This window comes from Thermomonospora umbrina (assembly GCF_003386555.1).
GTDB lineage: Bacteria > Actinomycetota > Actinomycetes > Streptosporangiales > Streptosporangiaceae > Thermomonospora > Thermomonospora umbrina.
On record NZ_QTTT01000001.1, the window covers coordinates 3,599,221 to 3,614,007 of the forward strand.

General features: G+C 66.8%; 8 protein-coding genes. 7 read left to right on the forward strand and 1 reads right to left on the reverse strand.

Features of this window, described 5'->3' with window-relative positions; all coding sequences use genetic code 11:
- Window positions 1-285: 285 nt before the first annotated feature.
- Window positions 286-1,578, reverse strand: a complete 1,293-nt coding sequence (locus tag DFJ69_RS16030) for a DUF6801 domain-containing protein (protein ID WP_147312332.1) — start codon at window positions 1,576-1,578, stop codon at window positions 286-288.
- Window positions 1,579-2,431: 853 nt separating this feature from the next.
- On the opposite strand from DFJ69_RS16030, the gene DFJ69_RS16035 reads away from it, so the two are divergent.
- The 7 genes from DFJ69_RS16035 to DFJ69_RS16065 all read left to right on the forward strand — a co-directional run bounded on the left by DFJ69_RS16035 (window position 2,432) and on the right by DFJ69_RS16065 (window position 14,649).
- Complete coding sequence (locus DFJ69_RS16035; RefSeq protein ID WP_116023264.1) at window positions 2,432-3,397, forward strand: alpha/beta hydrolase; 966 nt, start codon at window positions 2,432-2,434, stop codon at window positions 3,395-3,397.
- Between the two features lie 189 nt (window positions 3,398-3,586).
- Window positions 3,587-5,824: a fibronectin type III domain-containing protein gene (locus tag DFJ69_RS16040; RefSeq protein WP_116023266.1), complete on the forward strand. Its 2,238-nt coding sequence runs from the start codon at window positions 3,587-3,589 to the stop codon at window positions 5,822-5,824.
- 36 nt (window positions 5,825-5,860) lie between these two features.
- A complete protein-coding gene (locus tag DFJ69_RS16045; RefSeq protein WP_147312333.1) occupies window positions 5,861-7,720 on the forward strand; it encodes a fibronectin type III domain-containing protein in 1,860 nt (619 codons plus the stop codon).
- 282 nt (window positions 7,721-8,002) lie between these two features.
- The gene (locus tag DFJ69_RS34335) at window positions 8,003-8,356 is read left to right on the forward strand and encodes a hypothetical protein (RefSeq protein WP_170177686.1); all 354 of its coding nucleotides are present in this window, start codon (window positions 8,003-8,005) and stop codon (window positions 8,354-8,356) included.
- A 457-nt stretch (window positions 8,357-8,813) separates the two neighbouring features.
- A complete protein-coding gene (locus DFJ69_RS16055) occupies window positions 8,814-9,992 on the forward strand; it encodes a DUF6801 domain-containing protein (protein WP_147312334.1) in 1,179 nt (392 codons plus the stop codon).
- Window positions 9,993-10,193: 201 nt separating this feature from the next.
- On the forward strand, window positions 10,194-13,739 hold the full coding sequence (locus tag DFJ69_RS16060; protein ID WP_170177687.1) for a fibronectin type III domain-containing protein: 3,546 nt from the start codon (window positions 10,194-10,196) through the stop codon (window positions 13,737-13,739).
- A 364-nt stretch (window positions 13,740-14,103) separates the two neighbouring features.
- Entirely contained in the window at window positions 14,104-14,649 is a 546-nt protein-coding gene (locus tag DFJ69_RS16065; RefSeq protein ID WP_147312335.1) for a hypothetical protein, read from the forward strand.
- Window positions 14,650-14,787 lie beyond the last annotated feature (138 nt).

The window sequence follows — 14,787 nt, forward strand, 5'->3', positions numbered from 1 at the left end:
CGACGCTCGCAAGAGGCCGCTCTCGCGACCTGGCGTGACCCTCCACGTGTGGCGCCTCCAAGGGTGCAGCGTTCCGGTGGCGACTGGCGGGGCAATAGATCAATACTCGTGCGGGCGGCAACCGTAGGTCGTAAGGCTTTACAGCGAGGAACCGTGTCAGCGATCCCGAGAGGGAGAAGGGCCAGGTTGACCAGCAGGGCGGCGCTCCATGGCCGGTTTCGACCATGCAGCGCCGCGCTCCCGCCATCTGGTCGGCGCAGCGAACCTATTCGGTCTGATTGCCGATCACTTGATGGTGAACTGGCTGAGGGTGGTCTCGGTCTCGTGCGGTTCGAGGACGCAGGTGGCCTTGGCGACGGGCACGAGGTGGCCCGGGTTCGTCGGGTCGTCGTGGATCTGCGGGTGCAGTGCGCCGCTGTAGTTGCGGGCGATGAAGCTCAGAGTGAAGTTGCCGAAGCCGATCCTCCCGTCACCGGGCTGGGTGAAGACGAGTGGGGGAAGCGAGCCCTCAATGCCATAGAGCGTCCACGGTTCAGGGTATCCAGTGAACGGAGGATCCGGCTGGTCCTGCTTAGGAATCGGCAGTTTGATGCGAGCGTTGAGCGGGTTGGTCGGAACCTGCGGGAAGGTTGCCGGCGTGCTGGCGACAAGGCTGCCCTCGATGCTTTTCACCGGCTCATCCAGGGACCACAGGCCCTCCACGCTGTGCTGGCGGAAGGTCACATACATGCCAACGGCGGACCGCTGGGTGTAGGCACGCTGGGTGACTTCTGTTGGGGAGTCCATCCTCGCCTCGACAGTCATCGGAGCGTCTGGGCCGAGGAACCGGTTGATCCCTGGGATGTCGCATCGGTAGTCGAGGTCGACGGTTCTGCGCGCAGGTGTGCGGGTGTCGGTGCCGTAGACGGGAGGCGGGGTCGTCGGCATCGTCCGATCGTCGGGCTTGTGGTGTGCCTTGCGCCCGCCCCAGAAGATCCATGCGAGGGTGTTGTGCGGGTTGGCGCCGGGTTTCTGATAACACTTGATCACGAGTTCGGAGCCGAGCGCCGTGGGCTGTCCGGCGGCGTTCAGGACCTTGAGCCTCATGGTCAGGTTGCCGACGTTCAGCCGTCCCCAGCCGCGTCGGGTGGAGACGATCGTGGGGAGGCGGCCGGTGGCGGTGACCTGGAAGTCGCCCGCTTCGGGAAGATCCTGCCGGGGCATGACGAGTGCGGTGTTGAAGCGGACGCCCCTGGGGTGGCTGGGCACGTACGCGGCGCCTTCCGCGACGATGCTGCCGCTGATCGTGTCCGCGCCGACCGTGTAGAGGCCCTCGGTGGTGTCCTTGAGGATCTGGGCGGCCGCGTTCATGGAGATGACCCCGGTGCCGGCGCCGACCCGAAGCCGGTCGGGCACATCGGCCGTGACGGTGGTGGTCATCTCCTTGGTGCCGATCAGCGGGTAATCGCAGACGTAGGTCAGCGACAGGCTCACCGGATCCGCCGAGGCTGGCGACGCCGACCCGACGACCCCGGAGGCCACCGTCGCGGCCGCGACCAAGAACGCACCGCTCTTGACCGTGTTCCTTTTCAGTCTCACGTGCTTCCTTTCCTTTCTTGCAACATGTCTGTGTGCCTCCCGTCCTCGCACTTTCGGGAGTCACGATGGACGGAAAACGGTCAGCGGGGGCACATCGTACGTCTCTCAAGGGCGGAACAACCACAACGAATCCGCGCGGAACGGCCGCCGCCGTCAGGCCCTGGTCGCGTCGGAGGTGACGCGCCTGCCGATGACAGGTGAGGGGCGCGCCCGAACGTTCGGATGTCTCGGCCACAACTCACAATAATCGGCCGCACGACATCACGGATCCTCGACTTCTTTGGCAACCCGATGACGAAGCCGAATCTCCGGCGACCTGAGACGGGGTTTCATGGCCGATTGCGGCCAAGATTCAACGCCCCACCCACCAAAGGATGACGATTCAACGGCTCCGAACGAGGTCAGGGAACAGCCGATCGACCCAGGGGCAATCGTGGTTTCAAAGCCGCTGAGCGGAGCATCGTGCCCGGTCATGCCGGGATGTCGGGTCGGCGTCGACGAAGTCGCGGGACATCTTCCGGTGGGCGCTGGTGCCGCCGGCGGCCCGCGAGCGCCGAGCACAGAGCGCCGGCTTTCGGTGGCGTGGCCCGTGTGGACCCGGTGTGCGTCCTCGCCGACGGGCGACTCAGCGTCCGTGGGCACCCGACGACCCCCGTGACCAGCCCCGCAGGGGCGTTCTTACTCACCTGGGCAACAACTTCAGGCGCAAATCCGTACCTGGGGGCAGGGTGCCGGAGTGGCCTGGATCACTACCATCTGGCCAGTTCTGTGGGTCGGTGCGCGGTTTCGGCGCTGCTCTCGTCCCGCGACGAGCACTGGGATCGGAACGTGTTCCGGGGTGAGGAGCGTCTTGATGCAGCCGACGATCGAGGTCCGGGAGGGCGGTCCGAGCTCCAAGGCCAAGCGGTTCGAGAGGTTCATGCGGATCGCCATCCGGCCGGTGTTCGCCTACAGCCCGCTGACGCCGTCCATGCTCCGGTTGGCCGGGGTCTTCGACCTGGGGGCGGCGGTCGTGATGCCCGCCCCGCCCGGTACGGAGATCGAGCCCGTGTCGTTCGGCGACTTCGGCGGGGAGTGGGTCCGGCCGCCGGGCGCGAAGGAGGGGCGGGTCATCCTCTACCTGCACGGTGGCGGGTTCTTCACCTGTGGGTTGCGCACCCACCGCCGTCTGGTGGCGCGGATCGCCAAGCGTTCCCACGCCGTCGCCCTGTCCGTCGGCTACCGGCAACTCCCCAAGGCGCCCCTCTCCGTGTCGATGGCGGACGCGTTCGAGGCGTACCGCGGGCTTCTCGCGCAGGGGTACGCGCCGGAGAACATCGTCATCGCCGGCGACTCGGCGGGCGGGTTCCTCGCCTTCACCACCGCGCTGACCGCCGCCGAGCAGGGTCTTCCCGTTCCGTCGGCGATCGTCGCGCTCTCCCCGCTGACCGACCTCGACCACGAGGCCCGCGCGTCGTACCCGCACACGCGCAGTGACGCCTATATACCGGCGCACCGCCTTGGAGCGCTCAAGCGACTGCTCCTGGCGGGCATGGAGGACGCCCCGTCGCCCGCCCCGGTCGACCGCGACCTGCGGGCCCTGCCGCCGGTCTTCATGATGTGCGGCTCCGAGGAGGCCCTGCGGCACGACGCCGACCTCATGGTCGAACGCCTGGCCGAGGCCGGGGTGCCGCACCGGCTCCAGATCTGGGAGGGCCAGATCCACGTGTTCCAGGCGTTCGCGGGGGCGGTCCCCGAGGGCCACGAGGCGATCGACGAGATCGCCGCCTTCATCCGCACTGCCACCACCGCACCCTCTCAGGAGGACGCCGCCGCCTGAGGTCCCGGGTGCTCATCGAGACCAGGTTTTTCTACAGATGAATGAGTAATCACGGATGAAGATGCTCACCACGGACCGATCCGCGTGTCGCCAGGGCGCTGTTAGCCTTCCGCGGAAGATTGACCCCACTTTGCTTTCGGCGGTCCCGTTCGGCGGTCCGGTGATGACTCCGTCACGAGAGGTAGCCGGTTGAGGTACGAGAAGAGCTCCAGGAACTTCAGGACGGCAGCGGTCCTGTCCGCCGCGGTCACGGCCGCGACCGGCCTGATCGGCGTCGCGGGCACCGGTACCGCCGCTGCGGACGATCCCATCTCGTCGATCACCTTGAACTACCGGTGCAACTTTCCATTGATCGGCGCCAAGGACATCTCCGCCAAGATCTCCATGAAAGTTCCGCGAGAGATACCGATCAACACCGCTTTTATTCCTGAAATGACGGCGGAGACGTTTATCGGTGGCGACGTCACCGAGGGTCTATACGTGATGAACGCCGCCTCCATGCGTGGAGATGGTGATCCAACACAGCCTTCCGACGCTGCTCGCGCATATGTTTACATAAAGACTCCGACCGTATCCAATCCAATTTTGGGTGTGGGAGGGGTGAGACTTCGTGCGACCAAGGTCCCCGAGTCGGGTCCCTTCATGATGGATGCCTACGGCAAAGGTCCTCAGATCAAGTCTACTGCAGAAGGCTGGGGCTGGATCCAGATTGCGCAGAGGCTCCAGGTCCAGGTGACTCCGCTGGACAATAGTGGCAAGCCCACGGCATTGGGCACTCTGGCCGCTGAATGTTGGCAAAAGCCCGGCCAGCGAAATGTGTTGACCACGTTCTGGTTCAAGGGTGACAACCCGAGGCCTGCGGAAGAGCCGCATGTGCCGGACCTGGTGCTCTCCCCAGGAGAAGAGCCGCCGACCAAGGCGTATCCAGCCCACCATCACTCGGTAACGCTGAACTTCCAGTGCAAGTTCCCGCTGCTGGGTGAGAAGCCGATCCAGGTGCGAGCCAGGCTCGAGTATCCGGATGCCGTTCCGATCGGGTACATGACCCCGCGTCTCGCCATCAGCTCGATCAACCTGACCGATGCGGAGACCACCAAGGGCATGGTGATGGCCAACGCGGCCACGATCGAGGGTGAGGCCACGGCGTGGTCCACGATCGACGCCCCCGAGATCAAGGCCAAGAGCGAGACGCCGCTCAAGGTCCGGGTGAAGCTCCCCATTCCCAAGACGAGGGTCCCGGCCGACGAGCCCTACCGCCCGACGGAGATTTCCGCCAAGGGCTCGGCCCCCGCTCTGGTCTTCGATAAGACGAAGCCGGGCGAGGCGGTGATCAATGTCAAGACCATCGACATGACGATCACCCCGCGCACCGCGAGCGGTGCGTTGACCGATCTCGGTGTCGTCAAGGACACGTGCGACCAGCTCCCCGGCCAGAACGACCGGCTGGCCGACATCGACCTGCTCGCGGAGCCGGACACCGCCGCGCCGACCGTTCCCGGTGGTCTCACGGAGACCGGCAAGTCGGCCAACAGCGTCTCCCTCAAGTGGAACCCGTCCGAGGACAATGTTCGGGTGTCGGGCTACGACGTCTCGTACCCCCAGAACGGCACCACGAAGGTCATCACGACCTACGGCACCGGGACGACCGTCACCGTGCCCAACCTGGACCCGAACACCGAATACCCGTTCACCGTCCAGGCCCGTGACGGATCGGGCAACAAGTCACAGCCGAGCCCGCCCCTCAAGGTGCGCACCGCCAACGGCCCCGACACCCGGGCCCCGTCCGCGCCACCCGCGCCGACCCTGGCGGGGAGGACGCTGACGAGCATGTCCGTCGCCTGGCGACCGGCGACCGACAACATCGGCGTGACCGGCTACGACGTGTACCGAGACGGCGCCCTGGCCACCAGGGTCACCGGTGCCAAGGCCGTTCTGGGCGGGCTGATCCCCGGACGGTCGTACAAGATCACGGTCCGGGCCAGGGACCTGGCGGGCAACCTCTCCCCGTGGAGCCGCGCCCTCATCGCCGCGACCGCGCCCGACAAGGCGGCGCCGACCAAGCCGGGTAAGCCCCGGATGACGGCCAGGACCCCCCGAACCGTGTCGCTGGCGTGGTCGCCGTCGAGGGACAACATCGGCGTCGTCGGCTACCTCGTGTTCAAGAACGGCAAGCCGGCCCGCCGGGTCGCCGGCAGGACCGCGGTCATGACCGACCTGCGACCGAACACCCTCTACAAGTTCCGGATCAGGGCGCTCGACCGGGCCGGCAACGGCTCCGCGCTCAGCGACACCCTCACCGTCAGGACCCGGGTGCCGGCCGTCGGCAGAAGCACCCAGGCCGTCGGAGACGATCCCTTCCAACTCTTCCTCGACATGTTGGACGACGGCCAGGAGAACGCCGGCCTGACGCTCGTCCCGGTGTGGTGACCGGACATGTCCGATCAGTGGTACCGGAGGCGCCCCATGAGTGGTTCGACCAGAACGAGTAAACGCAGGGCTGTTCTGACGCTCGGCGTCACGGCCGGGATGCTGTGCAGCTCACTGGCCCTCGTGGGCATCGGCGGCACGCCGTCCGCCGACGCCGCCCCGTCCGCGGTCTCGCTGATCTACCGGTGCAAGTTCCCGTTCATCGGTGAGCAGGACGTGCAGGTCAAGGTCTCCACGAACATGCCGAAGAAGGCGATCGTGGACGAGTTGGCGATCCCCGCCCTCGAGTTCAAGACGGTGTCGCTGGTCAACAGCAAGACCACCCAGGGCCTGCGCGCGCTCGACGGCATGACGATCGAGGGCGCCGCGAAGGCCGAGGCGGTGCTGCGCGCGCCCGAGTTCCCCAACGGGCTCAGGGTCGTCACCGGAGCCCGCATCGAGAAGCGACGGGTTCCGCCGGGCGGAGCCTTCTCGGTGAAGGCGGACGGGTCGGCGACACGGCTGGTCTTCTCCAAGGCAGGCGCCGGCCGGATCGAGATCAAGGACCTCACGCTCCGCCCCGTTCTCAAGAGGCTGGACGGCAGCGTCACCGATCTGGACGGCCTGGAAGTGCCGTGTACGTACAAGTCCGGTAACAAGGTGCTCGCCGAGTTCGACATTCTTGAAAAGGACGAGGAACCGCCGACCGCTCCGACCGCTCCGAGGGTCGTCGCCCAGACGGGCCGCAGCATCACCCTGGACTGGAACGCCGCCGACGACAACATCGGTGTGGGCGGCTACGTCATTTACAACGGCGAGCAGAAACTGCTGGAGACGTACGGCGGTGAGACCACCGCCACGCTGCCGGCGACGCCGAACACCGCGTACTCCCTCACCGTGCAGGCCCGCGACTACGGCCACAACCTTTCCGGGCCGAGCGCTCCGGTGACCGTCAACACCGGACCCGACGTTCCGGAAAGGGTGCCGCCGTCCGCCCCGGGTAAGCCGGAGATGACGCACGCCGGCGGATCGTGGATCCGGATCAAGTGGCCCGAGTCCACCGACAACGTGGGCGTCGCCTGGTACGACGTCTACGCGAACGGAAAGCTCGCCGGAACCTTCCCCGGCGATGACCCCGACGGCTGGGCCGAGGGGCTGCAGCCGCTCACCAATTACACCCTCACCGTGAAGGCCAAGGACGCGGCGGGGAACGAGTCCCTTGCCAGTCCACCGGTGATCGCGCGGACCGAGGGCGGTGCCCCCGAGGGCTGCGAAACGTATCCGAATCCGCCGGCGGGCTTCAATTCCCGGGGCTGTGTGTACATGGCCGGATTCACGAACGTGAAGAAGCTGAACGGCGCGGCGGTGATCAACGATCCGTCCAGCAACCCGATTTATGCCAAGGTCGCCTACCGGGTGGTCGAGAACCAGTACATCAAGGCCCGATTCAGGTTCAACGGCAAACTGGTCTCGCGGGCGACCTTCCTCACCTTCGGTTTCATGGCGACCAGCGCCACCATGGAGCTCACCCAGGTGGGTGAGGGGACCATGGACGGGAGATGGGTCGAGAAGGAGCAGGGGTACGACTTGACGGCGAAGGCCAAGGTGATGGTGCGCATTTATGGCGCCACCGCGAACGGGTCGCCGCTCAACCTCGGACCGAACTGCGTCTCCGGGACTCCGATGACGCTGGAGCTGAAGGCCAAGCCCGCCGACTTCAAGGACATTCTCGAAGGCGGTGTGCTGACCGGGGACGGAATGATCCCGCACTTCAAGGGGTGCGGCGGCAACGAGGACATGGACGCGCTGTTCATCGGTGCAATCTCCGGGGCCGGCAACTTCATGAAGATCCGCCAGGGGCCGCTGTGCCGTCCCGACTCCAGCAAGGAGTGCCGCCCGGTGGCGCCACAGCGCTGACGACCTGTCGCGGATCCGTGGCCGAGCGCCACGGGTCCGCGACACGGCACGGCAATTCGCGGCCCGCGTGACGCCCGTACAAGTGCTGCGGAGTCAACGCGCTCGGCGTTTTCTGTCAATGGACGAGCAGGCTCCGTACTTCAAATGAATTTCTTGTTTCAATGTTCGATCAGCCGGTAGACTTCGGTTCCTGTGATGGCGGTCACTGCCATCGAGTCACACACGAGCATCCCTGAGAAACGGCCGGTCCGGCCTGTTGGGCTGCGGTGGGAAGGGGTTCCAATGAAAGGCCTGATGCGACCGGCCGGTGTGTTCGCGCTCGCGGGTGTCCTGTTCCTGGGCACCGGGTGCGGAGGCGGTGGTGACGACGGTGGCGGCGGCGGCGCCGCGCAGCCGCCGAAGAGCGGTGGATCGACGACGGCGCCCGCGGGCGGGGGCGGAGCTCCCGGTTACACGCCTGATCCCGCAACGAATGCGCGGGCGAAGAAGCAGTACATCGACTGCATCCATCGGCAAGGGCTCAAGGAAGTCCCGGACGCCCGGAAGAAGCTGCCCAAGGCGCAGCGCGACGCGATCCAGAAATGTGTGGTGGAGACCCTGCGCAGCGCCGCGCCGAGTGCGGGCGCGACCAACTGAGGCTGCGTCTCGGGTTCTATCAATCGCCCGCGGGTTCCGCTCGGTCACCGAGCGGAACCCGCGGGCGAACTCGTCTCCACCCCAGTCCCTCCGCAACGGTGAGAATCCGGCTGATCGCCGGCTGTGTTCCCCGTGTGTCAACCGGTTCGTGCCTGTGGCCTGAGTGAGTCGCATCACGTGAAACTTGTCACGTCAGGCTGATGACCGGCCCCTCGGGCTTCAGTAGTTTACGTCCACGAAACCTCTAGAAACGGCAAAAGCTCGGGTCGCCCGAGACGGCGCCGGATCCGCCCGAGGTTCGAAACAGGCATCCGCACAGTCCCTGATTCAACCCGAACTCAGGAGACTCGGCAGAGGAGGGTTGGACCAACCTCGGGGGCCGCGAGATCCACTGATGAGCGCCACACCGCCATCAGACTGTTTCATATCAGAAAGGTGTCAAGTGAATCTCAGGAACGTGACGAGGAAGAGCCTCGTCCTGGGCACCGCCGCCGGTGCCGCGCTGGGCCTCGTCGGAACCGTCGGCGTCGGAACGGCGTCGGCCGCCACGAAGCTGAGCTACAACTGCGTGTACCCCCTCATCGGGGACCGCGGCCTCGACGTCGACATCGAGGTGAACCTGCCCTCGAAGATCGGCTCGGGCCAGTCCACCGGGACCGTTCAGACCCGCTGGACGGCGAACCTCGGCGCCGACACCACCGAGGGTCTTCGGGCGGTGGACGCGGCGAGCATCGAGGGCCACGCCATCTCGAAGGCGGTCGTCGCCTCGCCGGACAGCGCGAATGTTCAGGTGAACATCGCGAGCGCGCTGCAGAAGACGAGCATCCCCGACTCGGGCAGCTTCAGCATCCAGGGCTTCGGCACCGCGCCGGCGTTGAAGTTCACCAAGACCGGCAAGGTGACCGCGACCCTGGGTGACTTCGACCTGAAGATCTCCCTGCTCAAGGCCGACGGCAGCCCGTCCGCGCTCGGCACCTTCGCGTCGAAGTGCACGCCGAAGTCGGGCCAGGACCTGAAGGTCGTCGACATGGACGTCGTCAGCGGCGACCAGACGCTGCCCACCCCGTGGGAGCGTCCGCCCTGGTTCCCGGGTACCCAGCGGAGCGACGTGCCCGGCACGCTGAACTACGGCTTCAACCTCGCCGGCAGCTCGAAGATCAAGGCCCCCAACGGCACCGTGCCGCTCAAGGGTGGCATCGATGTCCGCGTGGACGGTGTCTCCGGTGCGATCGAGGGCGAGCTCGCCCTCGACAAGACCAGCGGCCCGATGAGCATCCTGGGCTTCCTGCCGGTCACGGCCGACGTGCGGTTCGAGCAGGTCGGCAAGACCGTCGGCAGCTACGCCAACGGCGAGATCAAGACCAAGTCCACGATGTGGATCTACCTCCCGCGGATGGCCGTGTTCGGCGCCATCCCGCTGCACGCGCAGGCCAACTGCCGGGCCAACGCCCCGTCCGTCATCGACATGCACTCGACCCCCGGGCAGTTCTTCAACCCCAAGCTCGGCGGCAAGCTGATCGCTGACAACTACTCGATCGCCCCGCTGGAGAACTGTGGCGCCCTGAACGGCATCCTCAGCATCTTCACGCAGGGCAGTGGCAACACGATCGACCTGAACCTCACGCCGAAGGCCTGATTCAGTCGGGGCCTGCGGGCCCACCCCAGAGCGTTCCCCGCCGCCGTGGTGACACGGCGGCGGGGGCGGTCAACCTGTTCCGTAGATGAAAGGCAGCAGGTGAAACCCAACAGAAGAATGGCCAGAGCCGGAGTGCTCTTGGCCGCGGCGGCGACGGCCACGTCTGGCCTGGTTCCGCTCGCAACCTCCGCGTCAGCGGCGGTGGAGAAGAACGTCACCTATATCTGCGACTACCCTTTGCTGGGCCTGCAGACCCTTACCGCCAAGGTCACGGCGAACTTCCCGGACCGGCTCGCGGCCGGGACGGCCACCGGGCCCATGGCGGTCACGGTGGACGCCCAGATCCCCGCTGAGACCACCGAGGGCCTCGCCATGCTGGGGGCCGCCAAGATGACCGCCCAGATCCGGGCGGACGCCAGGGCCTACACCCCGGACAGCCCGACCGGCGTCAACGCGACCACGGGTCTGACCGTCGGCGAGACGGCCATTCCGGCATCCGGCGCCTTCCCGGTGAAGGCCACCGGTAACACGCCGAGCTTCAAGTCGGTCGCGGCGGGCTGGGCCAAGGTCAACATCGGCAACATCACCATGCGGGTCACGCCGATGTTCGCGGACGGCAGCCAGACCCCGCTCGGCGTGATGAACGTCACCTGCTACCAGAAGCTGGCGGACGGGGAGACCAACACCCTCCACCAGTGGGAGTGGACGCCGGCGTCCGGGCAGAACCCGCCGAAGCCGGCGGCCGACACCTGGCCGCAGCCGGCGGCTCCCGCGTACGGCGACAACCCCCACCCGCGGGAGTCCAAGACCCTCGACTTGGACTACACGTGCGAGCCGTACCCGATCATCAGCGAGGGTGGCATGCACATCAAGGCCACCGCCGCGTTCCCCAAGACGGTGGACCTGAAGACCAACACCGGTCGGACGGACTTCACCAGCCAGGTCACGCTGGACAAGACCACCATGGTGGGCCTCGCGTCGCTGAGTGAGCCTGTGACGCACATCAGCGCCGGCGTCACCATCGACGCCCCGGCGGAGATCCCCGAGATCCCCGACCCGGGCACGATGACGGCCAAGCTCGGGGTGAAGGTGCCCGAGCTGCCGGTTCCGCCGCCGCCGTTCATCCCTGAGGACGCGGAGCCTTGGACCATTCCGGTGCCGATCACCGGTTCCGTTCCGTCCTTCCTGTTCCGGGAGACCGGCCCGGGCAAGATGAGCCTCGGCAGCATCAAGATGCGGCTCGTCGCCAAGAAGGCCGGGGGCGGTCTGCACCCCGACCTGCACGACCCGGACCCGCAGAACCCGGGGCAGCTCCTGCCGTACCGTTCGGTCAACTGCACCCTGAACGCGGGTCAGACCGACACCACCATCGCCTCCTTCAACATCACCGATGGTGGTCCGCCTCCGGTGGACACGACCGCTCCGTCCGTTCCTGAGGGCGTCACGGCCACCAAGGGTGCGGACGGCAAGTCGGCCGAAGTGAAGTGGAACGCCTCCACCGACACGGGCGCGAACGCCACCGGTGTCGGCGGGTACGACATCTTCGTCAACGACGAGGCCACCCCCAGGGTGAGCGCGGGTGCGGCGGACACCACCGTCACCGTGCCGAACCTGACCCCGGGCTCGTACACCTTCAAGGTGCGCGCGTTCGACAAGGCGAACCCTCGGAACAACTCGGCCGCGTCCTCCGCGACGTCGCCGGCCATCGAGATCACCGCGCCGGACCCGGACCTGCCCGCGCCCGGTAACTTCAAGGGCACGGTCGTCGCTGGTCAGACCGGTGTGGTCGACCTGTCTTGGGACGCCGTCCCGGGTGCCACGAAGTACGTGGTGACCGGAAACGGTGAGACCAAGGAGGTCACCGACCCGGCTGCGCAGTTCACCGGTGTGCCCGTGGGCTCTCACGAGTTCTCGGTCGTGGCCAAGAGCGCCACGAAGACCTCTCCGGCCGCCACGGTGACCGTCGTGATCCCGCCCGCCGGGGACCTGGCCGCGCCCGGTAACTTCAAGGGCACGGTCGCTGAGAACGGCACCGTCAACCTGACCTGGGACGCCGTCACGGGCGCCACGAAGTACGTGGTGACCGGAAACGGTGAGACCAAGGAGGTCACCGACCCGGCTGCGCAGTTCACCGGTGTGCCCGTGGGCTCTCACGAGTTCTCGGTCGTCGCCAAGGACGACACGCGGACCTCCGCACCCGCCACGACGACCGTCGAGGTCAAGGACGAGGACCCGGTTCTCAGCGCTCCCGCCAACTTCAAGGGCGTGCAGGCTCAGGATGAGGACGGCGCCGCCGACCTGTCCTGGGACGCGGTCGCGGGCGCCACGGGCTACGTGGTGACCTGGGCCGGCGGCAGCCAGGAGACGGACCAGACCACGGTCCGGATCAAGGGTCTGAGCGTGGGTTCCCACGACTTCTCGATCGTGGCCAAGAACGCCACGCAGACCTCTTCGCCCGCCGCGACGACCGTCGTGATCAAGGGCGACGAGGAGGTCCCGGCGCCGACCAACGTCAAGGCCGGTACTCCGACCACGAACTCGATCCCGCTGACGTGGGACGCGGTCGAGGGTACGACCTACGAGGTCTACAACGGCGAGCTGCTCGACGAGGGCAACATCGCCACCGGCTCCCACACGGTGGACGGCCTGAACCCGGACACCCCGTACACGCTCAGCGTCGTTGCGGTCAAGGACGGCAAGAAGTCCCAGCCGACCCCGGTGACCGCCAGGACCGCCAAGGAGCAGGTCGTCGTTGACCCGGTGACCGAGCTGGTGGGCACCCCGGGCAAGACCACGGTCGACCTGTCCTGGAAGGGCTCGGAGGGTGTCACCTACGAGGTGCACCAGAACGGGCAGCCCATCAAGGACGGGCTGACCACCCCGGCGTTCCAGGTGACCGGTCTGTCTGAGGCGACCAAGTACACCTTCACCGTGTTCGCGGTCAAGGGCGGCGTGAAGTCCGAGGGCACCTCGATCGACGTCACGACGCTCGAGGGCGAGCTCGCGGCCCCCGCGAACCTGCGTGGCGGCGAGATCACCACCTCGTCCATCCAGGTTCTGTGGGACGTCGTCGCCGGTGTGACCTACGAGGTCACCGCCAACGGCAAGACCGAGCCCGGCACCGGTGGCAAGTACACGGCGACGGGTCTGAACCCCGACACCGAGTACGAGTTCAAGGTCGTGGCCAAGAAGAACGGTCAGACCTCCGCGGCGTCGACCATCAAGCTGAAGACGAAGCCCGTCGCCACCGGCGGCGACTTCAACTTCAGCCTGGCCGGCTCGTCCAGCATCAAGGCCGCCAACGGCACCGTGCCGCTCTCGGGCAGCATCGCCGGGAAGCTGACCGGTGGCGACTACACCGGCGCCCTGAAGCTGAACAACACCAAGGGCAACTTCCGCATCATGGGCTTCATCCCCACGACCGCGGACATCACCTTCACGCAGAACGGTCAGACGACCGGGACGCTGTCCGGCACCACCCTGACCTCCAACTCCAAGATGGTCGTCGGGCTGAAGTCGGTGAAGGTGTTCGGCATCCAGATCGGTGGCGGTGACTCCTGCAAGACCACCTCCCCGGTCGACATCAAGCTGAAGTCCACCAACTTCAGCCTGGCCGGCGGCGGCGACCTCGCCGGTACCTACACCCTGCCCTCCGTCTCGGGCTGTGGTCTGCTCACCCCGCTGATCAGCGGCATGACCGCTGGTCCGGGCAACACCGTCAACGTGAAGGCCACCCCGGCGAAGTGAGTTCCGCCGGCTGACTGAAACGTAGGCGCTTGCGGCCCCCGTCCTCACCGTCGTCCCGCGGCGGTGGGGGCGGGGGCTCCGCGTTGCCCGGCCGGTTCCGGCCGGGCAACGTCACGGGCCGGGTACCATCCGGAATCCCTCATCGACTGCTAACAACATTGAGCGCCGTGGCGCCCTGCGGCCTCGAATCTTTTGCGCCGCTGCTAATACTCGTATGACGGGCCTCACTATGATTTTCGGCACGTTCCCGCAGTGTTCCCGCTGCGAGCTGCCGGAATCAGGAGTCGGTAACCCTCCGGAGCCGGCCGAGTTCGCACGTTCGCGGGGAGGCAGCGGCTGTCACCGGTGTAAAGGAGCAATCCCTATGACACGTCGACTGATTGTCGGAGTCGTGATGGCCGCGGTCGCCGGACTGTCGGCGGCCGGATGCAGCGGGTCCGACGACAAGAAGCCGGAGCTCGGGCCGGACGTCGCCTGGGCGGGCAAGGTCTGCGAACTGGTCGGGAAGAACGTGGGCTCCCTGATGCCGCCGACCTTCTCCAACCCGAACGACCCCAAGGCGAAGAAGGCGGGCTACCTGAAGTTCCTCAACGATCTGTCGAGCCGCCTCACCGCCCTGGAGAGCACTCTGACGACCGCGGGGGCCCCGCCGGTGACCGGGGGGCAGCAGGCATTGGACAAGGCCCTGCAGAACCTGCGGACCGCCAAGGTCGGGGTGGCCAAGGCGACCGTCGCGATGAACAGGGCCCAGACCACCAACGTGAGGACGTTCGAGAAGTCGGTCGCCGGCCTGAACCAGGCCATGCAGGCGTACGCCACCTACGAGGGCCCCGTGAAGGACCTGCGGAGCAACCGCCAGATCTCCGATGCCTTCAACCGCTCTTCGACCTGCGTGTCCCAGAAGCTGTAGCCGGATTCGGGCGCGCACCTCGATGACAATCTGCGCATCCTGATTTGTCATCGAGAGAAAAGGCCCTGAAGAGGGCCGTGTGCCAGGGTGTTACCGGTGAGTAGACCGCCTGTCGCGAGTGATCGGGACCGGAGAACA

Coding starts and splice junctions, on each gene's coding strand:
- DFJ69_RS16035 (WP_116023264.1), top strand. CDS start 2,432: ATGCAGCCGACGATCGAGGTCCGGGAGGGCGGTCCGAGCTCCAAGGCC.
- DFJ69_RS34335 (WP_170177686.1), top strand. CDS start 8,003: ATGAAAGGCCTGATGCGACCGGCCGGTGTGTTCGCGCTCGCGGGTGTC.
- DFJ69_RS16065 (WP_147312335.1), top strand. CDS start 14,104: ATGACACGTCGACTGATTGTCGGAGTCGTGATGGCCGCGGTCGCCGGA.
- DFJ69_RS16045 (WP_147312333.1), top strand. CDS start 5,861: ATGAGTGGTTCGACCAGAACGAGTAAACGCAGGGCTGTTCTGACGCTC.